General features: G+C 73.1%; 17 protein-coding genes and 5 tRNA genes. 7 read left to right on the top strand and 15 right to left on the bottom strand.

Going from position 1 to position 19,696, the window contains the following annotated elements; translation table 11 throughout:
* Positions 1 to 194: 194 nt before the first annotated feature.
* Positions 195 to 719 carry a DsbA family protein gene (locus tag ACF1DX_RS21745; protein WP_391792781.1) on the top strand — a complete coding sequence of 175 codons (525 nt, stop codon included), beginning with the start codon at positions 195 to 197 and terminating at the stop codon, positions 717 to 719.
* Between the two features lie 368 nt (positions 720 to 1,087).
* On the opposite strand, the gene ACF1DX_RS21740 is transcribed toward ACF1DX_RS21745, so the two are convergent.
* From ACF1DX_RS21740 to ACF1DX_RS21730, 3 genes are all read right to left on the bottom strand, one after another.
* On the bottom strand, positions 1,088 to 1,912 hold the full coding sequence (locus tag ACF1DX_RS21740) for a GNAT family N-acetyltransferase (protein WP_391792780.1): 825 nt from the start codon (positions 1,910 to 1,912) through the stop codon (positions 1,088 to 1,090).
* A 117-nt stretch (positions 1,913 to 2,029) separates the two neighbouring features.
* The gene (locus ACF1DX_RS21735) at positions 2,030 to 2,851 is read right to left on the bottom strand and encodes an aminotransferase class IV (RefSeq protein ID WP_391792779.1); all 822 of its coding nucleotides are present in this window, start codon (positions 2,849 to 2,851) and stop codon (positions 2,030 to 2,032) included.
* A complete protein-coding gene (locus ACF1DX_RS21730) occupies positions 2,848 to 3,900 on the bottom strand; it encodes a chorismate-binding protein (RefSeq protein WP_391792778.1) in 1,053 nt (350 codons plus the stop codon). Before ACF1DX_RS21730 ends, ACF1DX_RS21735 begins: the two co-directional genes overlap by 4 nt.
* Positions 3,901 to 4,054: 154 nt before the next feature.
* Here ACF1DX_RS21730 and ACF1DX_RS21725 point away from each other — a divergent pair.
* The 5 genes from ACF1DX_RS21725 (at position 4,055) to ACF1DX_RS21705 (ending at position 4,518) form a co-directional block, all read left to right on the top strand.
* Positions 4,055 to 4,127 (top strand) — tRNA-Gly (locus tag ACF1DX_RS21725).
* A gap of 37 nt (positions 4,128 to 4,164) precedes the next feature.
* A tRNA-Cys gene (locus ACF1DX_RS21720) sits at positions 4,165 to 4,238 on the top strand.
* Between the two features lies 1 nt (position 4,239).
* Positions 4,240 to 4,311 (top strand) — tRNA-Val (locus ACF1DX_RS21715).
* Between the two features lie 20 nt (positions 4,312 to 4,331).
* Positions 4,332 to 4,403, top strand: a tRNA-Val gene (locus ACF1DX_RS21710).
* A 43-nt stretch (positions 4,404 to 4,446) separates the two neighbouring features.
* Positions 4,447 to 4,518 (top strand) — tRNA-Val (locus tag ACF1DX_RS21705).
* 60 nt (positions 4,519 to 4,578) lie between these two features.
* Here ACF1DX_RS21705 and ACF1DX_RS21700 read toward each other — a convergent pair.
* The 4 genes from ACF1DX_RS21700 to ACF1DX_RS21685 all read right to left on the bottom strand — a co-directional run bounded on the left by ACF1DX_RS21700 (position 4,579) and on the right by ACF1DX_RS21685 (position 6,910).
* On the bottom strand, positions 4,579 to 4,845 hold the full coding sequence (locus ACF1DX_RS21700; protein ID WP_391792777.1) for a zf-TFIIB domain-containing protein: 267 nt from the start codon (positions 4,843 to 4,845) through the stop codon (positions 4,579 to 4,581).
* Between the two features lie 101 nt (positions 4,846 to 4,946).
* Complete coding sequence (locus ACF1DX_RS21695; protein WP_391792776.1) at positions 4,947 to 5,873, bottom strand: phosphotransferase family protein; 927 nt, start codon at positions 5,871 to 5,873, stop codon at positions 4,947 to 4,949.
* Positions 5,874 to 6,257: 384 nt separating this feature from the next.
* Positions 6,258 to 6,437: a hypothetical protein gene (locus ACF1DX_RS21690; RefSeq protein WP_030867596.1), complete on the bottom strand. Its 180-nt coding sequence runs from the start codon at positions 6,435 to 6,437 to the stop codon at positions 6,258 to 6,260.
* A gap of 197 nt (positions 6,438 to 6,634) precedes the next feature.
* Positions 6,635 to 6,910, bottom strand: a complete 276-nt coding sequence (locus tag ACF1DX_RS21685) for a hypothetical protein (RefSeq protein WP_030867592.1) — start codon at positions 6,908 to 6,910, stop codon at positions 6,635 to 6,637.
* 195 nt (positions 6,911 to 7,105) lie between these two features.
* Here ACF1DX_RS21685 and ACF1DX_RS21680 point away from each other — a divergent pair, with 195 nt between their 5' ends.
* A complete protein-coding gene (locus ACF1DX_RS21680) occupies positions 7,106 to 8,392 on the top strand; it encodes a protein kinase (RefSeq protein ID WP_391792775.1) in 1,287 nt (428 codons plus the stop codon).
* Between the two features lie 30 nt (positions 8,393 to 8,422).
* On the opposite strand, the gene ACF1DX_RS21675 is transcribed toward ACF1DX_RS21680, so the two are convergent.
* The 8 genes from ACF1DX_RS21675 to ACF1DX_RS21640 all read right to left on the bottom strand — a co-directional run bounded on the left by ACF1DX_RS21675 (position 8,423) and on the right by ACF1DX_RS21640 (position 19,580).
* A complete protein-coding gene (locus tag ACF1DX_RS21675) occupies positions 8,423 to 9,241 on the bottom strand; it encodes a TrmH family RNA methyltransferase (protein ID WP_391792774.1) in 819 nt (272 codons plus the stop codon).
* Between the two features lies 1 nt (position 9,242).
* Positions 9,243 to 10,475, bottom strand: coding sequence for a uroporphyrinogen-III C-methyltransferase (cobA, locus tag ACF1DX_RS21670; RefSeq protein WP_391792773.1), 1,233 nt, complete (start codon positions 10,473 to 10,475; stop codon positions 9,243 to 9,245).
* Positions 10,476 to 10,743: 268 nt separating this feature from the next.
* Positions 10,744 to 14,442 (bottom strand): nicotinate-nucleotide--dimethylbenzimidazole phosphoribosyltransferase, encoded by a 3,699-nt coding sequence (gene cobT, locus ACF1DX_RS21665; RefSeq protein WP_391792772.1) that lies wholly within the window; start codon positions 14,440 to 14,442, stop codon positions 10,744 to 10,746.
* A gap of 369 nt (positions 14,443 to 14,811) precedes the next feature.
* Entirely contained in the window at positions 14,812 to 16,023 is a 1,212-nt protein-coding gene (cbiE, locus tag ACF1DX_RS21660) for a precorrin-6y C5,15-methyltransferase (decarboxylating) subunit CbiE (protein WP_391792771.1), read from the bottom strand.
* Between the two features lie 116 nt (positions 16,024 to 16,139).
* A complete protein-coding gene (locus ACF1DX_RS21655) occupies positions 16,140 to 16,778 on the bottom strand; it encodes a GNAT family N-acetyltransferase (protein ID WP_391792770.1) in 639 nt (212 codons plus the stop codon).
* A gap of 136 nt (positions 16,779 to 16,914) precedes the next feature.
* Entirely contained in the window at positions 16,915 to 17,742 is an 828-nt protein-coding gene (locus ACF1DX_RS21650) for a MetQ/NlpA family ABC transporter substrate-binding protein (protein ID WP_391792769.1), read from the bottom strand.
* 66 nt (positions 17,743 to 17,808) lie between these two features.
* Positions 17,809 to 18,546: a methionine ABC transporter permease gene (locus tag ACF1DX_RS21645; protein ID WP_391792768.1), complete on the bottom strand. Its 738-nt coding sequence runs from the start codon at positions 18,544 to 18,546 to the stop codon at positions 17,809 to 17,811.
* Complete coding sequence (locus ACF1DX_RS21640; protein WP_391792767.1) at positions 18,543 to 19,580, bottom strand: methionine ABC transporter ATP-binding protein; 1,038 nt, start codon at positions 19,578 to 19,580, stop codon at positions 18,543 to 18,545. Before ACF1DX_RS21640 ends, ACF1DX_RS21645 begins: the two co-directional genes overlap by 4 nt.
* Between the last annotated feature and the right edge of the window lie 116 nt (positions 19,581 to 19,696).

Below are 19,696 nucleotides of genomic sequence, written 5' to 3'. Positions count from 1 at the left end.
CCAGGGGCTACCGCCTCCCGGACTCCCGCTTCGGCCCTGAACGGGCCTCGTCCTCAAGCGCCGGACGGGCTGGGACATGGCACCGGAGGGTTGGAGGGACGCACCGGGCAGGCAGAGGACGGTCCTTCGGACGTCCGATCGGGTGGTCCGGGGTCCGGCTGGGAGGTTCGGGGTCCGGCTGGGAGACTGTGACCATGAGTGACTCCTCCCCCGCCCGCCCCACCGCCCCCGTCCTCGACGTCTGGTGCGAACTGCAGTGTCCGGACTGCCGGAGCGCCCTCGACGACCTCCGTGCCCTGCGGGCCCGCTACGGCGACCGCCTGGAGCTGCGGCTGCGGCACTTCCCGCTGGAGAAGCACAGGCACTCCTTCGCCGCCGCCCAGGCCGCCGAGGAGGCGCTGGAGCAGGGGCGGGGATGGCCGTACGTCGAGGCCGTGCTGGAACGGGTCGAGGAGCTGGACCGCAGGGGAGAGGGCTTCCTCGTCGAGGTCGCCCGGGAACTCGGCCTGGACGCCGAGGAGTTCGACACCGCGCTGATCGACGGACGGCACATCCTGATCGTGGACGCGGACCAGGCCGAGGGCAAGGCGATCGGGGTGACGGGCACCCCCACATACGTCATCGGCGGTGAGCGCCTCGACGGCGGCAAGAGCCAGGAGGGCCTGCGCGAGCGCGTCGAGGAGATCGCGGACCGGCTGCTGGCCGAGCAGGAGGACTAGTGCGCTGCGCCTGAAATCCGCAGGTGGATCTCTCTCGCCTCCGTGGTCGGATTCCCGCCGCCGGACCAGGCGCGTCGGCCGTTCATGGCTCAGCCGGGACCGCCTGGGAACCTCAGGCGCGGGACACCAAGAGCCTGTCCGGCGGATCGTGCCGGAGACGCGGGGCGTGCGCAGCCTCCTTGTTCTCCTCCGGCTTGAGCCGCCGAACAGGCCCCAGGGGTGCCGTTCGGGCCGGGCCGGCTTCGGACGACGGCGCCTCGTGGCCGGCCCGAGGGGTCGATGAGAGTCCCCTCCGGGGGGCGTGTCGGGCCCCACGGCCCCGGAGAGATCCGAACGGCATTCCCCGGCCCCGGGCATGCCGCCCGCCGTCACAGGAGCGGCTTGTACATCGAGTACTGCGTCGTGCCGTAGCCGAGGGAGTCGTAGAGCCGCTCGGCCGGGGTGTTGCCGGCGAACACGTTGAGGCCGATGGTCCGGTTCCCCGCGGCAACCGCCTGGGCCTCGGCGAGCAGCATGAGCGCGCGTCCGTGTCCCCGGCCGCGGTGGGCGGCGTCGGCCTCGACGTCGAAGACGTAGGCCCGTTCCCCGCGCACCGACAGCCACAGGGTGCCCACGGGCGTGCCCTCGTGTTCGAGGACGCTGAAGAGCATGTCCTCGGTGGCGTGGCCGTCGGGCAGCAGCGCGGCGTGGTCGTTCGCCGCCTTGGCCCGCGCCTCGGCCTCCGGCACCCCGCGCCGGATCCAGTCCCCCGCGTAGTCCTCCTGGCCCTTGGCCGACCAGGGCCCGAACTCGTCCTCGGTCATGGGCCGGGCCGCGCTGCCCCCCGGAAGCGCGGGCGGGGTGTCCGCGAGGGCCTTCTCCATGGTCCGGTTGCGCACGACGTAGCCGAGCGCCGTGGCCAGCCCGAGGGCGGCCCGGGCGTCGGCGGGGACCGTCGCCTCGATACGGCGGCACCCCCAGCCGCGCGCCACCTCCTCCGCGGCGAGCGCGGCCACCGTGCCCCGGCCGCGCCGGCGGTCCGGCTCCTCGATGAGCAGACTCGTGATCCGGGCGACGGCGTCACCGAAGACGGGATGGGTGCCGAGATGGACCGCCCCGACGGGACGGCTGTTCACGCACACCTGGTAACGGCGCGAGCGCGTGCCGTCGGGGTTCTGCTGAAGCGGCTCGGCCGGCCGCAGGGTGGTGGTCATCGAAGGTTTCCTACCCGCCTTCCCGTCGCCCACCACCGCCCTTGTTCCGAGGGCTCTGTGGGCTCTGTGGGCCCACCTCCTCCGTCCGCGTCCCGGATCAGCCGGATTCCGGGTCCGTCACGGATCGAGGTCGGCCCCGGAGCGCTCGTCGAAGATCCGCATGGCCTTGGCGGTCACCGGGCCGGGGGCGCCGGGCAGTTCACGGTCGTCGACGCGGTGCACGGCCTGGACGTCGCGCAGGGTGGAGGTGAGGAAGACCTCCTCGGCCCGCCCCAGCACGTCCAGCGGCAGGTCGGTCTCCTTGGCGCCGGTCCACTCGACGGCGAGGGCGCGGGTGATGCCGGCGAGGCAGCCGGAGGCGAGCGGCGGGGTGTGGAGCTCGCCGTCGAGGACGACGAAGACGTTCGACCCGGTGCCCTCGCAGAGCTGTCCGACGGTGTTGCCGAACAACGCCTCGGACGCGCCCCGCTCGTGGGCGCGGGCGAGGGCGACGACGTTCTCGGCGTACGAGGTGGTCTTCAGGCCGGTGAGCGCGCCGCGTTCGTTGCGGGTCCAGGGGACGGTGATGACGGCGGTGGAGTCGGGGCGGCGGGTGGTCTCCCCGAGGGCGACCACGAGGGTCGGGCCGTGCTCGCCGCGGTCGGAGCCGAGCGGGCCGTGGCCGCCGGTGTAGGTGAGGCGCAGCCGGCCGAGCGGCATCGGGTTGGCCTCCAGGACGGCGGCGCAGGCGCGGCGGACCTCGTCGAGGTCGGGGTCGGGCAGCCCGAGCCCGCGGGCCGACCGGGTCAGCCGGTCGAGATGCCGGGTGAGCGCGAACGGACGGCCGTCCACGGCCTTCACCGTCTCGAAGACGCCGTCGCCCACGGTCAGTCCGTGGTCGAAGACGGAGACACGGGCGGACTCGGTGTCATGCAGTCCGCCGTCGAGCCAGATCTTCACCCCTGGGTCCCTTCGATCGTCTCGTACGTTCCCGACGCTACCGCGAGCAGTCGGGAGGCCTTCAGTTCGGTCTCCCGCCACTCCCCCTCGGGGTCGGAGCCCCAGGTGATCCCGGCGCCGGTGCCGAACCGCAGAACGGCGTCGCCACCCGCGGTCCGGTCGATCCAGAAGGTGCGGATGCCCACCGCGAGCACGCCGGTGCCGCGGTCTGCGTCGACCCAGCCGATGCCGCCGCAGTACGGGCCGCGGGGCGCCGTCTCCAGCGCGTCGATGATCCGCAGCGCGCTGGACTTGGGCGCGCCGGTGACGGAGCCTGGCGGGAAGGCGGCGCCGAGCAGCTCGGGCCATCCCGCGCCGCCTCGCAGCTCGCCCCGCACGGTCGACACGAGGTGGACGAGACCCGGGTGCTTCTCGACGGCGCACAGGTCGGGCACGGTCACCGTGCCGGTGTCGCAGACCTGTCCGATGTCGTTGCGGACCAGGTCGACGATCATCACGTTCTCTGCGTAGTCCTTCTCCAGCAGGTCGTCCTCGGTCCGCCCGGTCCCCTTGATCGGCCCGGACTCGACGACCCGTCCCTCCCGCCGCAGGAACAGCTCGGGTGACGCGGTGGCGATCTCCACCCCGTGACCGGGCAGACGAATCGTTCCGGCATACGGCGCCGGGTTGCCCCGGGCGAGCAGGGCGGTGAGGGCGTCCACGTCGGCGCCGGACGGCACGGGCGCGGACAGGACGCGGCAGAGGTTCGCCTGGTAGACCTCGCCGACGGCTATGTGGTCGCGGATACGGCGTACGGCCGTCGTGTACGCGCCCCGGTCGAGCGAGGACGTCCAGTCGCCGGCCGCCGGCCCCCGCCAGGCCCCCGGCACGGGGGCGGGGACCCGCTGCTCCCGGACCTCCCGGAAGCGGGCGCAGGTCAGGCGGCCCTCGAAGTCGGCGGCGACGGCCCAGAACCCCGTGGAATCCAGGGCCGCGGGGTCGTCGGTGACGTCGAGGAGCCCGGTGGCGACGCGGTCGCCGAAGCGGGCGAGAGGTGTCAGGTCCAGCACGTGACGAGTCTATGGCGGGCGCGGTTCCGGCGGCCCGGGCACGTCCGTGAGCGGGCGCAGCGCAGCACGCTGCACAAACGGGTTTTTGTACTGGCCCCGGAATCCGCTAGAGTTCAGTTCGTCGCCGGGACGCGCAAGCCGACCGAAACGACAGGCGGACGTAGCTCAGTTGGTAGAGCGCAACCTTGCCAAGGTTGAGGTCGCGAGTTCGAGCCTCGTCGTCCGCTCGAAGGAAGAGGGGGCTTCCCGGTCCCCTACACTCCTGGTGGAGTGGCCGAGAGGCGAGGCAACGGCCTGCAAAGCCGTCTACACGGGTTCAAATCCCGTCTCCACCTCCAAGGACGATTAGCTCAGCGGGAGAGCGCTTCCCTGACACGGAAGAGGTCACTGGTTCAATCCCAGTATCGTCCACTCGGATCTCCGGATCCCCCGCGCGATTAGCTCAGCGGGAGAGCGCTTCCCTGACACGGAAGAGGTCACTGGTTCAATCCCAGTATCGCGCACGCAGTGCCCATGATCCACTCCATGGAGTGGTCGTGGTCCCGAGGACGATTAGCTCAGCGGGAGAGCGCTTCCCTGACACGGAAGAGGTCACTGGTTCAATCCCAGTATCGTCCACACCGCCCGAAGCCCCCGGTCCCGCGACCGGGGGCTTCGTCGTGTCTCCGCGCGTCTCCGTCAGCTGGAGAAGAGCATGTGCCCGAAGCTCTTGTGGCGGTGGTGGCCGTGGTGGCCGCCGTGCGGGGCGCCCCAGGCGGGGGCCGGCGCGGCGGGGTAGGCCTGCGGGGCCGGCGGCGCGGGCTGCGACCACTGGGACTCCAGCCGGGTCAGCGACTCCAGCTCGCCGTAGTCGAGGAAGATGCCCCGGCACCCGCTGCACTGTTCGATCTGGACACCGTTGCGGTTGTAGGTGTGCATCGGGGCATGGCACTTCGGACACTGCATGATCGGTTCAACTCCTAGCCGGTCGTTCCTGCTTCGCGTATCGCCAGGACAGACTCTGCCCGGCTGCGGGTCGGTTGCACCCTACGTCGGGAAACTTCCGCTCACCCCGTCGGGGAGGCGGGACTGACGGAACCCATGCGCGCGCAGGCCTCGACCAGCGACCGCTCCACCTCGTCCAGGGGCCGGCCGGCCGCGACGGCCTTGGTGACGGCGCGGGCGGCGGTCTGGGCCGTGAGGGCGCGGGCCGGGACGTCCAGCACGGTCCAGGGGTCGCCGTCGGACGGTACGGCCGGGCCGCCGGCCACGCGGTAGGCGGTCAGGAAGCGGTGCCACTCGTCGGGAGCGAGCAGTCCGCAGGCGTACCAGGCCGCCGGGCGGGCCAGGTCCCATGCCGGTACGCCGGTGCCGAGGTCGTCGACGTCGATGAGCAGCCAGGGGCCGGTGTGCGCGGGGTGGCGTATGAGCTGGCCGAGGTGGAGGTCACCGTGACAGAGGGTGGTGGTGTCCGGCATGGGGGCCTCACCGCGGGCCCAGGGCGGGAGAGCGGCCCAGGCGTGCAGTACGGGAGCGGTGGCGGGGTGCCGGGGGGCGGTGGTGCGGAGGAGGGCGATGGCGTGGGCGGCCTTGGCGGGGCCGCGCATGGGGGGCACGGCGGTGGGGGCGGGGGCCCGGTGGAGCCGGGCGAGGAGGGTGGCCGCGGCTTCCCAGGGCGCGGCGTCCGGGTCGTCCGGATCCACGGGAGTGCCGTACGGCCAGTGGGTGACGAGTCGTCCGTGCAGTTCGGTGGGGGTCGGGGTGAACGGGGGGAGGAGGATGCCGGGGAGGCGGGTGGCCACGGTGAGACGGAGGGTCAGCTCGGTGGGGTCGGCGTCGGGGGCGTGGGCCTTGGCGACGGTGCCGGCGTGTCGTACGACGGTGGCGTCCTCGCGGACGGCGAGGGTGGCGGTGGTGCAGGGGCAGGTGCGGGGGCTCGCGTGGGCCGCTGCCGTGACGTGGGCTGTCAGGGCGGGGAGGAGGTCCGTGGTCACGGGGTGAGGGTACGGGGCGGTTGCCGGGGCGGCGTGGCCCCGCGCCTGCGGGTGCTCCGGCGTTGGGGCGGGCCGGGAGGTTCACGCGGCCCGGCGCTTACGAGGTGCTCCGCGTTGAGGTGGACCAGGAGATTCACGCGGCCCCGCGCTTATGAGGTGCCTCCCCCAGAGGGGGTACCCCCAGCCCACCCGTGCCGCCCCAGCGGCACGACTGCCCGCGGATAGCGGATGGCGGCCGCAGGGGCAAGGAACGCAGGCAGAGCAATGCCGGCGCAGCTCCCCAGCTGCGCCGGCATTTTTGCCGTCCGCCGCACCCCCGTCCCCACGGGGTTTCATGGGTGGATGTCCCCGCCCGGACCGCTCTTCCGGGCCTGGGGTCGCTGTTCAGCGCCCCAGCATCTCGCCCACGGACGACGCCTGTGTGGCCACCGTCTCCCACCCGTCGAAGACGAGGAGGAGCAGGACCGCCAGAGGAAGGGCCATCAGCGTCGCCACCAGCGGATGACGACGCCCCTCGCCGCGCTCCCGCGTGCGGATCAGTGTCCGCGGTGCCGTGTACGCCATGGTCCCTCTCCTGGCCGTTTCTGTTGTCGTTGACAGCGGCGGGCGTCTGACCTCGGGGGACGAGTGCTGCACCCGCCGCTTGACCTCAAATCTAGGCGCCACGCCCTCTCCCGGCGTCATGCCCTCGTACCGATTGCCGGGCCTCCCGGAGGATGAGCCCTTCCCCGCGGCGTACTCCCCTGGGTGGAGACGGGGCCCTACGTCTCAGGGACATCCCCGAAGGGCCGCCCGCTCTGCCCCGCTTTCTCCGAGCCGTCCTCCCGCGGCACCGGCTGCTCCACCAGCGCGAGCACCCGGTTCGCCATGAACCGGGCGGTCCGCACGACCGTGCCGCTCCGGGTGACTTCGCTCACTTCGACGACCCCCCGCCGCACCGCCGTCTCCACCCGGCGCCCCGCCCTGCTCGCCACCACCTCGTACGTACGCGTCGTGTCCCCCGCGTCCACGACGATCTCCACACGGTCACCCTTCATGCGATCAATCCCCCTTCGCCGTCGGGTGGTTGGAAGCACCAGCCGCGCGAACCAGGTGTGTCCGCGCGCTCCCTGACCACTCTTCAAGTCTCCCACCCACCACTGACAATCCACCGCTCCGAGAGGGCGCGGCCTCTGCGCACGGGCGGCCGTGGAAACGTAAGCTGTGGCACGTCACAGGACCGGGCAGCGGGGATGAACATGGCGATGATGCGCCTGAGGCGCGAGGACCCGCGCGTCGTCGGCTCTTTCAGGCTCCACCGACGACTCGGCGCGGGCGGGATGGGCGTGGTCTACCTGGGCTCCGACAAGAAGGGGCAGCGGGTCGCGCTGAAGGTCATCCGGCCCGATCTGGCCGAGGACCAGGAGTTCCGCTCCCGGTTCGCGCGCGAGGTCTCGGCGGCCCGCCGCATCCGCGGCGGCTGTACGGCCCGGCTGGTGGCCGCTGACCTCGAGGCGGACCGTCCCTGGTTCGCCACCCAGTACGTGCCGGGGCCCTCGCTGCACGACAAGGTCGCCGACGAGGGGGCGCTCAGCGCGGCCGACGTCGCCGCCGTCGGCGCGGCCCTCTCCGAGGGGCTGGTCGCCGTGCACGAGGCCGGTGTGGTGCACCGGGACCTCAAGCCGTCCAACATCCTGCTGTCCCCGAAGGGGCCGCGGATCATCGACTTCGGCATCGCGTGGGCGACCGGCGCGTCGACGCTCACGCACGTCGGCACGGCGGTCGGCTCGCCCGGCTTCCTCGCCCCGGAGCAGGTGCGCGGGGCGGCCGTCACCCCGGCCACGGACGTGTTCTCGCTGGGCGCCACGCTCGCGTACGCGTCGATGGGCGACTCGCCCTTCGGGCACGGCAGTTCCGAGGTGATGCTGTACCGCGTGGTGCACGAGGAGGCCCAGTTGCACGGCGTCCCGGACGCCCTGGCCCCCCTCGTCCGCGCGTGCCTGGCGAAGGACCCCGAGGAGCGGCCCAGCACGCTCCAGCTGTCGCTGCGGCTCAAGGAGATCGCCGCCCGGGAGGCCCAGGGCCTCGCCGACGTGCGTCCGCCGGCCCCGCGCAGTGCCGAGACGGAGCGGCCCACCGGACGCCTCGCGGACACCTACCCGGAGCGGGCACAGCGCCGGCAGGGCGGTCAGGGAACCCCGCCACCGCGCGGACGCGGCCCCGCGCCCAGGAACAGCGGTTCCTCCCCCGGACGGAACAGCCGGGGCGTGCCCCCTTCCCGGAGCGGCGGCGCACGCGACAGCTCCCCGCGCGGGGGCACTCCGTCCCGCAAGGGGCCGCGTCCCACGCCGGCGTCCCGGAACACCACCCGGTCCGGTACCGGCACCGGTGCCCGCCGTCCGGGGCCCCGGACGACCGGGACCGGCCTGCGGCCGGCCAATCCGCGACTGCTCAGGCAGCGGCTGTTCGTGTTCGTCGTCGTGACGCTGGTCGTCGCGCTGGGCATCGCGCTGGTGCAGGGCTGCCAGGGCCCCGGGTAGGGACCCGTCGGCACGGCACCGACCGGGCCGCTATTCCCGCGGGCGCCCGGTGGCCACCGCGTAGAAGGCGACCGCCGCGGCGGCTCCCACGTTGAGGGAGTCGACGCCGTGCGACATCGGGATGCGGACCCATTGATCAGCGGCGGCCAGGGCCCGGTCGGAGAGACCGGACCCTTCCGCGCCCAGCATCAGGGCCACCCGGTCCATGCGGTGCGGTGCCACTTCGTCCAGGGGCCGGGCCTTCTCGCCGGGGGTGAGGGCGAGCAGCTCGAACCCGGCCTCGCGCACCGCCTCCAGTCCCTTGGGCCAGGTGTCCAGGCGGGCGTACGGCACGGAGAAGACCGCGCCCATGGAGACCTTGACGCTGCGGCGGTAGAGGGGGTCGGCGCAGTCCGGGGAGAGCAGGACGGCGTCCATGCCGAGGGCCGCCGCGGAGCGGAAGATCGCGCCGATGTTGGTGTGGTCGTTGACCGACTCCATGACGACGACGCGGCGGGCGGTCCGGAGCACGTCGGCCGGCGCGGGCAGCGGTGTGCGCTGCATGGAGGCGAGCGCGCCGCGGTGCACGTGGTAGCCGGTGACCTGTTCGGCGAGCGCGGGGTCGACGACATACACCGGGGCGGTGGCCCGGTCGATGACGTCGCGCATGACGTCGACCCACTTCGCGGACAGCAGCATCGACCGCATCGCGTAGCCCGCTTCCCCGGCGCGCCTGATGACCTTCTCGCCCTCGGCGATGAACAGGCCCTCGGCGGGTTCGCGGCGGCGGCGCAGTTCGACGTCGGTCAGGCCGGTGTAGTCGTGCAGCCGCGGGTCGGCGGGGTCGTCGACGGTGATGAGTCCGGCCATGTCACGCCGTCCCGCGCGGGCCCACGGCGACGACCTCGCCGATGACGATGACGGCCGGCGGCTTGACCTCCTGGGCGACGACCGTCTCGGCGACCGTGGCGAGGGTGGCGTCGACGCGGCGCTGGGCGGCCGTGGTGCCCTCCTGGACGAGGGCGACCGGGGTGTCGGGGGACTTGCCGTGGGCCACCAGGGTCTCGGCGATCCGGCCGATCTTGTCGACGCCCATGAGGACGACGAGGGTGCCGGTCAGCTTCGCCAGGGACGCCCAGTCGACCAGGGAGCGCTCGTCGTCGGGGGCGACATGGCCGCTGACCACGGTGAACTCGTGGGCCACGCCCCGGTGGGTGACGGGGATACCGGCCGCGCCCGGGACCGAGATGGAGCTGGAGATGCCGGGGACGACGGTGCAGGGGATGCCCGCTTCGGCGAGCGCCTGGAGTTCCTCCATGCCGCGGCCGAAGACGTACGGGTCTCCGCCCTTGAGCCGGACCACGGACTTGCCCTGCTTCGCGTGCTCGATCAGCGCGTTGTTGATGGCCTCCTGGGCCATGAACCGGCCGTAGGGGATCTTCGCCGCGTCGATCACCTCGACGTGCGGCGGGAGTTCGGCGAGCAGGTCGCGGGGGCCGAGCCGGTCGGCGATGACGACGTCGGCCTCGGCGAGCAGGCGGCGGCCGCGCACGGTGATCAGATCCGGGTCACCGGGGCCGCCGCCGACGAGGGCGACGCCCGGGGTGCGGGTGCGGTGGTGCGGGGCGACGAGGGTGCCGTCGCGCAGGCCCTCGACCACGGCGTCGCGGATGGCGGCGGTGTGGCGGGGGTCGCGGCCGCGTGCCCGCGTCGTGAGGACGGCCACGGTGACGCCCTCGCTGGAGCCGGTGGCGGGGGTCCACGCCGTGGCCGCGTCGGCGTCGTCCGAGCGGACGCACCAGACGCGGTGTGCTTCCGCCTCGGCGGAGGCGCGGGTGTTCGCGTCGGTGTCGCTGGTGGCGATGAGGGCGTACCAGGCCTGCGCGAGGTCGCCCTCGGCGTAGGGACGGCGGTGCCAGGTGATCTCGCCGGTGTCCGCCATGGCTTCCACGGAGGGGGTGGCCTCGGGGGACACCAGGTGGATGTCGGCACCGGCGGCGATCAGGGCGGGGAGGCGGCGTTGGGCGACCTGGCCGCCGCCGAGTACGACGACCCGGCGGCCGGTGAGGCGGAGGCCTACGGGGTAGGCGGGGTGTTCGGCCATCAGGTGAGGCTCCTCGGACGAGCGGTGGGTCAGCGGGCACGCTGCGGCTTCGGAGCGAGCCTGACGCGGGAATTTTATGCGTACGTCCAGTGGGGGCCGGGGTGGGTGTGGTGTTTCCCCCAGCCCGCCCCTTCCCGGAACCGGGGGCGCCGCCCCCGGCCCCCGCGCGTGCGGATGGGTGGGCGGCTGTGCCCACCCGTTCCGCCTGGAGGTACCGCCCGGACCCTGGAGGTACTGGGGGAGGAACGACTGCCCACAGCCGCCGGGGCTACTTCTCGGTCACCCCTGCCGAATCGAAGGTCGCCACCTCGTGCATGGCCCGTGCCGTGCTCTGCACGAGCGGAAGGGCCAGGAGGGCGCCCGTGCCTTCGCCGAGGCGGAGGTCGAGGTCGACCAGGGGGCGCAGGCCCAGTTTGTTGAGGGCGGCGACATGGCCGGGCTCGGCGCTGCGGTGACCCGCGATGCAGGCGGCCAGGACCTCGGGGGCGATGGCCCGGGCCACCAGGGCGGCGGCACCGGCGCTGACGCCGTCCAGGATCACCGGCGTGCGCAGCGACGCGCCGCCGAGGAGCAGGCCGACCATGGCGGCGTGCTCGAATCCGCCGACGGCGGCCAGGACACCGATGGGGTCGGCCGGGTCCGGCTGGTGGAGTTCCAGGGCGCGGCGCACGACCTCGGTCTTGCGGGCGAGGGTCTCGTCGTTGATGCCGGTGCCGCGGCCGGTGACCTCCGCCGGGTCGGCGCCGGTGAAAACGGAGATGAGGGCGGCGGACGCGGTGGTGTTCGCGATGCCCATCTCGCCGGTGAGGAGGGCCTTGTTGCCGGCGGCGACCAGGTCGCGGGCGGTCTCGATGCCGACCTCGACGGCCTTCTTGGCCTCCTCGCGGGTCATCGCGGGCCCGGTGGTCATGTCGGACGTACCGGCGCGGATCTTGCGCGGCAGCAGACCGGGGGTGGCCGGGAGGTCGGAGGAGACGCCCACGTCGACGACGCAGACCTCCGCCCCGACCTGGGCGGCGAAGGCGTTGCAGACCGCTCCCCCGCCGAGGAAGTTGGCCACCATCTGGGCGGTGACCTCCTGCGGCCAGGGGGTGACGCCCTGGGCGTGCACCCCGTGGTCGCCGGCGAAGATCGCGACGGCCGCGGGTTCCGGGATGGGCGGCGGGCACTGGCGGGACAGGCCGGAGAGCTGGGCGGAGATGATCTCCAGCATGCCGAGCGCCCCGGCCGGCTTGGTCATGCGCTTCTGGCGCTCCCACGCCTCGCCGAGCGCCTTGGCGTCCAGCGGGCGGATCTGTGCGACGGTCTCGGCGAGCAGGTCGTGGGGGTCCTCTCCGGGCAGGGCGCGACGGCCGTACGTCTCCTCGTGGACGACCCAGGACAGCGGGCGGCGCTTGGACCAGCCGGCCTGCATCAGCTCGGGCTCGTCCGGGAACTCGTCGACGTAGCCCACGCACAGGTAGGCGACGACCTCGAGGTGCTCGGGGAGCCCCAGCGCGCGGACCATCTCGCGCTCGTCGAAGAAGCTGACCCAGCCGACGCCGAGGCCCTCGGCACGGGCGGCGAGCCAGAGGTTCTCGACGGCGAGCGCGGAGGAATACGGCGCCATCTGGGGCTGGGTGTGGCGGCCGAGGGTGTGCCGGCCGCCGCGGGTCGGGTCGGCGGTGACGACGATGTTCACGGGCGTGTCGAGGATGGCCTCGATCTTCAGTTCCTTGAACTGCTTGGCCCGGCCCTTGGGGAGGGACTTGGCGTAGGCGTCGCGCTGGCGCGTGGCCAGTTCGTGCATGCTGCGCCGGGTCTCGGCGGAACGGATGACGACGAAGTCCCAGGGCTGCGAGTGGCCGACGGAGGGCGCGGTGTGGGCGGCCTCCAGGACGCGGAGCAGCACCTCGTGCGGGATGGGGTCGCTGCGGAAGCCGTTGCGGATGTCCCGGCGTTCGCGCATGACCTTCAGTACGGCCTCGCGCTCCACGTCGTCGTAGCCGGGTGCGGCCGGACCGGTGGGCCGTGCGGCTTCCGCGTCCACGCCGGCGCCCTGGGTGTCGAGGTCGTCCGGGTTCTGCGCGGGTTCGGTGTCCGCCTCGTGGGGTTCCCCGGCGGGGGCGGCCACGCCCTGGGGCGGGGTCGGCGCGAGGTGCGGGGTGGTGGGCACGGTGCCGTCCACGGGGACGAACTCGCCCACGGGCCGGTCCGGCTCCGGGGGGACGGTGCCGGTCAGGGGGGCGGCGGGGGTCTGCTGGGGGCCCTGGACCGCGCCCGTGTCGATCACGGGGGTGGCGTCGGCGGCATGGGGGGCCTCCGGTGCGAGGGCGGCCGGGACCTCAGGCGCGGGGGTCCGCGCGAGGGCTTCGTCGCCCGCCGTTCCGGAAACAATCCCTTCCGCTTCGGCAGTGGGGGGTACGGCGGTGTCGGCGCCCGGCGCGGGGACGTCCGGGGAGGCTTCGGAAACCCCGACGTGCTCCGGAACGAGAGCCTCCGCGCCCGTCACCGGAACGGCCTGGACCGTCTCGGGCCCCTCGGCGGCGCCGGCACCCGGTGCCTGGACGGCCTGAGGGACTTCAGCCACCTCACCGGCCTGCGGCACTGCGGCATCGGTACCCGGCACCCGAACATCCTGAACAGCCTCAGCCACCTCGGCACCCGGCACCTGAACAGCCTGGTCGGCCTCAGCCACCTCACCGGTCTGCGCCGCGACGGCCTCGGCACCCGGCGCCTGAACGGCCTGAGAAACCTCAGCCGTCTCACCGGCCTGCGCCGCGACGGCCTCGGCACCCGGCGCCTGAACGGCCTGAGACGCCTCGGTCCCCTGTGCGGCGGCCTCCGGTCCGGGCTGCTGAACGGCCTGCGGTGCCCCGGCCTCCTGGGCCTGGTCCGGTGCGGTGGCCACCGCGCCTGGTGCCTGGACGTCCTGCGGTGCCTCGGCTCCCTGCGCGAGCACGGCGGCCTCCGCGCCCGCCGCCTCGCCGGCCTGGGGTGCCGCGGGGTCGAGACCCGGTACCTGAGCGCCGTGGGAAGCGTCCGCCCCCGGAGCGTATGCGGAAACGGCGGCCTGAGCGGGGTCCGGCACGGCGGCCGGCGCCTGACCGGTCTGCGGCGCCTCGGCCGCCGGGGCGTGCTCCGGCGCCGTGGGCCCGGTGCCCGGCGCCTCGGCGGCCGGGGGCGCCTCCGGCTCCGGAGCAGCGGGCTCGGGTACGGGCGCCTGGGCCGCCTCGGCGGGCCGCGGTGCCCCGGTCCCCTGCGCGGGCTCGGCGGCGGACGTGCCGGACGGACCGTGATCCGCGGCCGGAACCGGGACGGGCCCCTGTTCGCCGCCCTCGGCCGGGGCGCCCACCGCGACGGCGGCGACCACACCCCCGGTGTCCTGCTGCACCGCCCCCGCCTCCGCGGCGACGCGGGTCACGACCGCCTGGGCCGCGTCCATCGGCTCCGAAGCCGGAACCGGAGCCGGAACAACCGTTTCGGCGGCCACCGTGGCCTGCGCGCCCCAGGGCGCCGCGGCCTGCGGTACCGCCGCCTCGCGCGCGTGCGGGATGTCGAGGTACTCGGGGCCGAGGGACGGCGGGCCGGCCTGGCGGGCCGGCACGTCGGCGGGACCGCGGTCGGCGAGGGAGCGCACCGGGCCGGCGTTGACGTGGGGAATGGGCGGGCCGAGGTGCAGCGGGCGGCGCGGTGCCGGCTGCGGCGGCTCGGGGAGCCGGACGCCGCCGAGGTCGACCGAGCCGCTGTCGCGGCCGGCCGTCTCGTGCGGGCCCGGCTGGTGCACGGTCTCGACGACCGGCTCGGGCGCGGGCGGGGCGATCTCGTTGCCCCAGGCGCTCTGGGCGCCGGGCAGCAGCAGGTCTTCTTCCTCGGCGGGACCGTCGGAGAGGTAGGTGTACGCGTCGGGCGCGGGGACGCCCGGCTGCTCCACCATGCCTGCGTTCTCCGGCAGTCCCTCGCCCGGGACCTGGCCGGTGTCGGTCATGCGTACCCCTCGCCCATCGGTTAGTGCTCCTACGACCAGCTCACCCGGAACGGCGCACCGACCGCCCCACGCTGAAGAACGAGCGTGCGTCCCCAGCGGCACGAACGGCGCGTCCGTAAAAGGCGACAAAGCCCTTCACCGTCATTCTCGCGGCCGTACGACCGTCGCGTCAGCTTGATCGGCGACGGTTCCGCTGTGGACTGCGCCACGTTGCGCGTCCTCCGGTTCCTGCTGTACCACGACCCACCCCAAAACGGGCGCGCTTTCCGGACATTGGCCGACGAAGCGCCGGGTGTCCGGGTGCGGTACAACGATCGGCCAGCCTACCTCGCGCGGTCGGACAATCCGATCACGGGGACGGGAATCGGATCAGTTGTCGCGCGCGGGCAGCACCCCGCTGAGCAGGAACGCGACGCTCCGTTCCTTCTCCGTCCAGGCCCTGGTGTCGAGTTCGACGGACTGCAGCAGGGCGCACTCCACCTGGTAGCCGTGTTCCGCGAGGTTCCGGCCGACGAGTTCGGCCCCGTCGCGGGTGGCGGCGTGCGTGACGATGCGCTGCGGACGGCGGTCGGCGACCGCGGAGACGACGGCCGCTCCCCCGCCGCCGACCCGGACGACGTCCGGCTCGGGGAGGTTCTCCAGGACGTGCGGGGCGGTGCCGTGGACGATCTGGAGCTGAACCCCGTACCGGCGGGCGGTGGACTCGGTGCGGGCACAGGCGCGCGGGTCGCTGTCGACGGCGATGACGGCGGCGCCCGCGCGGGCGGCCTCGGTGGCGAAGGCGCCGCTTCCGCAGCCGATGTCCCAGACGAGGTCGCCGGCCCGCGGTCCGAGCCGGGCGAGTTGGGAGACGCGCAGCGGTTCCCGCTCGCCCTCACCGAGGTCGCCGCCGTACTCCCCGGCCGGCAGCGACCAGCCGCGGGGGCCGGCGGAGGGGTCGCGTCCGGCGATCCAGCCGCCGGACTCACCGGCACCGGCCCGGCCGCCGACGACGATGACGACATTGGGGTCGCGCCAGGTGTGGTCGGCGGCCTTGTCGGAGGTGACCACGCTGACCCGCTCGCGCTCGGTGCCGAGTTCCTCACAGATCACGAAGGTGCGGTGGACGCCCTCCATGAGCAGGCCCAGTTCGGCGGGTCCGGCGCCGGGCGAGGTGAGAACCGCGACCTTGGTGTGGGCCCGGCATACATTCACCGCGCGTCGCAGCGTGCGCGGGTGTGCGACGACCACGTGGGCGTCGTCCCAGGGCATTCCGGCGCGGGCGAAGGCGGCGGCGACGGAGGACACGCCGGGGACGACCTCGACCTCGAGGCCGAACTCGGGTGCGCGCAGGGTCCGTACGACGCCGAAGAAGCCGGGGTCGCCGTCGGCGAGGACGACGGCGGTGCCGCGGTGGGCGGCGATGCGGCGGGCGGCGAGGGCGACGGAGCCGAGCCGGACGCGTTCGGCGCCGGGGGGCACCTCGGGGAGTGCCAGATGGTGGGCGGCGCCGGCCACCAGCGTGGCGGCGCCCAGCGCGGCGCGGGCCGCGGCGGTCAGCGGCGAACCGTCCCAGCCGATCACCGTGACCCGGTCGGCCATCGTCGTCAGTCTCCTGGGGTCTGCGCAGGTCGTCGTCGGCTGTCCCGCCACGGGGCGGGCTCCGTGAGACTACCTGGTGCGACCGGGGTCCGCGCCGCCGGTACCTCGTGCGAAGGTCAGTTCCAGTCCGGGTACGAGGTGAATCCGCCGGTGTCGGCCAGTTGTCCGTCCGCGCCCTCGATGTCCTCGGGCAGCAGGCTCCATACGATGAAGTCGGTGCGTACGTCGCTCCAGCCGCCGCCCTCGGTGCGGACGTGGGCTATGCAGGCACCTCTCAGCACGCCCTCGCTGATGCAGCCGATCTTCTGGGCGACCTGCTGGGAGGCGGTGTTGTCGGCCGCGGTGCGCAGCTCGATGCGTTCGAACTTCTGGTCGTTGAAGAGCCACTGGGCGGTGGCGAGCGCCGCCTCGGAGGCGTAGCCCTCGCCGCGCGCCCAGGGGGCGATGATGTACGACAGCTCGGTGGAGCGCACGTGCCAGTCGGTCTTGGCGAGCTGGATGACGCCGACCAGGCGCTGGGTGAGGAACTCGGTGACGGCGAGGTCGAGTCCGTTGCCCCGGGCGCGTTCGGAGGGGGCGTACTCGGTGATCCAGGTGCGTGCGGCCTGTTCGGAGAAGGGCTGCGGGACGTCGGTCCAGGCGCCGACCTGCTCGTCGTTCATCATCTCGGCGAGGGCCGGGACGTCGTCCGTGTCGAAGGGACGCAGCACCAACCGCTCCGTGCTGATGGAGATGCTGGGGAAGGTGCTCGTCATGCGCCGCTCCGTAACCTGAGGGACCGTCGGGTGCTGCTGAACTGCCCAGCATGCAGCATGAAGGCACCGAACCGCACCACGGGGTCCGCTCCGGTACGCGGAGGGGACCCCGTGGGTGCCGTGCGGGTCGCGCCGGTCAGAACGAGGCGATGACGGAACCCGCGTACTTGTCCTCGATGAACTTCTTCACCTCGGGCGAGGTGAGGAGTCCGGCGAGCTTCTTGACGCGCGGGTCGTCCTCGTTGCCCTCCTTGACGACGAGGAGGTTCACGTTCGGGTTGTTCTCGGCGGACTCCAGGGCGATGGCGTCCTCGGCCGGCTTGAGGTCGGCCTCCAGGGCGTAGTTGCCGTTGATGACGGCCGCGTCGACGTCGTCCAGGGAGCGCGGGGTCTGGGCCGCCTCCAGCTCCTTGAACTTCAGGTTCTTCGGGTTCTCGGTGATGTCCGCGGTGGTGGCCGCGGTGCCGACGCCGTCCTTGAGGGTGATGAGCCCGTTGGCGGCGAGCAGCTGGAGGGCGCGGGCCTCGGTGACGGTGTCGTTGGGGACGGCGACGGTCGCGCCGTTCTTCAGGCCGTCGGCCTTCTCGGTCTTCTTCGAGTACAGGCCGAGCGGCTCCAGGTGCACCGAGGCGACGGACTTCAGGTGGGTGCCGTTCTTCTTGTTGAAGTCCTCGAGGTAGGGCTCGGTCTGGAAGTAGTTGGCTCCCACCGAACCGTCCTCGGTGGCCGTGTTCGGCGTGACGTAGTCGGTGAACTCCTTGACCTCCAGGTCGAGGCCGGCCTTGTCGGCGAGGTTGTCCTTGACGTAGGTGAGGACCTCGGCGTGCGGGACGGGCGTCGCGGCGACGACCAGCGGCCCGGAGGTGTCGGAGGCGGCGTCCTTGTCCGAGCCGCAGGCGGTGAGCCCGAGGGTGAGGGCTCCGGCGGCGAGGACGGCGGTGGTGATCTTGGCGGTGTTACGCACGAAAAGTGCCTTTCCTTGGGTGGTGCGGCCCCGTATGGGTGGTACGGGGAGTCTTCGGCGGAGGTGCTACGCGACCTTGCCGACGTCGGCCGCGGCGGGCTCCTCGGCCTTGAGGAGCCGGAGCCTGGGCGAGGAGCCGGAGCGGCCGCCGCGGCGGTGCAGGGCGCGGGCCGCGTAGTCGCCGGCGAACTGGATGAGGGAGATGGCCACGGCGAGGACCGCGACGGTGATCCACATCAGGCCGGTCTCGAAGCGCTGGTAGCCGTAGCGGACGGCGAGGTCGCCGAGTCCGCCGCCGCCGACGGTGCCGGCCATGGCCGAGTAGCCGATGAGGGCGATGACCGTGGTGGTGGTGGAGGCGATCAGCGAGGGCAGCGCCTCGGGGACGAGGACCTTGCGGACGATCGTCCAGGTGTTGCCGCCCATGGCCTGCACGGCTTCGACGAGTCCGTGGTCGACCTCGCGCACGGCGGTCTCGACGAGGCGGGCGAAGAAGGGGATGCCGCCGATGGCGAGCGGCACGATCGCGGCCTCGCTGCCGATGGTGGTGCCGGTGACCCAGCGGGTGAAGTTCATCAGGGCGACCATGAGGATGATGAACGGCAGCGAGCGGCCGATGTTCACGATCTGCCCGATGACCTTGTTCACCAGGGTGTTCTGGAGCAGTCCGCCCTTGTCGGTGAGGACGAGCAGGATGCCGAGCGGGAGGCCGCCGACGACGGCGATCAGGGTGGACCAGCCGACCATGATCAGCGTCTCGGTACAGGCCTGTTCGAGCAGTGGCTGCATCTCGGACCAGGTCACTTGGCCCCCTCCTTCACGAGTGCGGGCTCTTCCCGGTTCACGACGTCGATCTGCAGGCCCTGTTCGCGCAGGAAGCCGACGGGGACGACGTTGTCCTCGTAGCGGCCGGGCAGTTCGATGCGCATCCGGCCGACCTGGAGGCCGCCGACGGTGTCGATGGCGGCGCCGAGGATCGATATGTCGATGTTGTAGGTGCGCGAGAGCTGGGAGATGACCGGCTGGGTCGCGCTCTCCCCGTGGAAGGTGACGTCGAGGACGGTGCGGTCGTCGCCGGAGGCCTCGCCGCCGACCGGGAAGAGCGCGGCGGCCAGTTCGGAGCCGGGGGTGGCGAGGAGCTCGGTGACCGTGCCGGACTCGACGACGCGGCCGTTCTCCATGAGGGCGGCCGAGTCGCAGACCGACTTCACGACGTCCATCTCGTGGGTGATGAGCAGGACGGTGAGGCCGAGCTGCCGGTTGAGGTCGCGCAGGAGCCGCAGGATCGAGCGGGTGGTCTCCGGGTCGAGGGCGCTGGTGGCCTCGTCGGAGAGCAGCACCTTGGGGTCGCCGGCGAGGGCGCGGGCGATGCCGACGCGCTGCTTCTGGCCGCCGGAGAGCTGGGCGGGGTAGGCCTTGGCCTTGTCCGCGAGGCCCACCAGGTCGAGCAGTTCCAGCGCCTTGCGGGAGCGTTCCCTCCCCGACTTCCCGAGGATCTCCAGGGGCAGTTCGACGTTGTCCTGCACGGTGCGCGAGGAGAGCAGGTTGAAATGCTGGAAGACCATGCCGATACGGCTGCGCGCCTGCCGCAGTTCCCGGCCGGCCCGGGGGCCGCGGCCGGCGAGCGCGGTGAGGTCCTGGCCGGCCACGGTCACGGTGCCCGAGGTGGGGCGTTCCAGCAGGTTGACGCAGCGGATGAGGGAGGACTTGCCGGCGCCGGACTGGCCGATGACGCCGTAGACCTCGCCTTCGCGGACGTGCAGGTCGACGCCGTCGAGGGCGGTGACCTCGCGGCCGCGTGAGCGGTAGACCTTGGTGAGGCCCGAGGTGGTGATCACGTGGGTATCCGTCACTGTCGAGTGCGCGGCGCGTCGTGGGCGCCGGGCACGAGGCATTCAGGGTCGAAAGCAGCCGGGCGGCACGGATCTCGGTGGGGCGTGGCGGTGGGGACCGT

The sequence above is a fragment of the Streptomyces sp. NPDC014676 genome (genome assembly GCF_043084105.1).
Lineage (GTDB): Bacteria > Actinomycetota > Actinomycetes > Streptomycetales > Streptomycetaceae > Streptomyces.
Note: the sequence above shows the minus strand (reverse complement) of the source record. Positions and strands in the feature narration are given on the sequence as shown.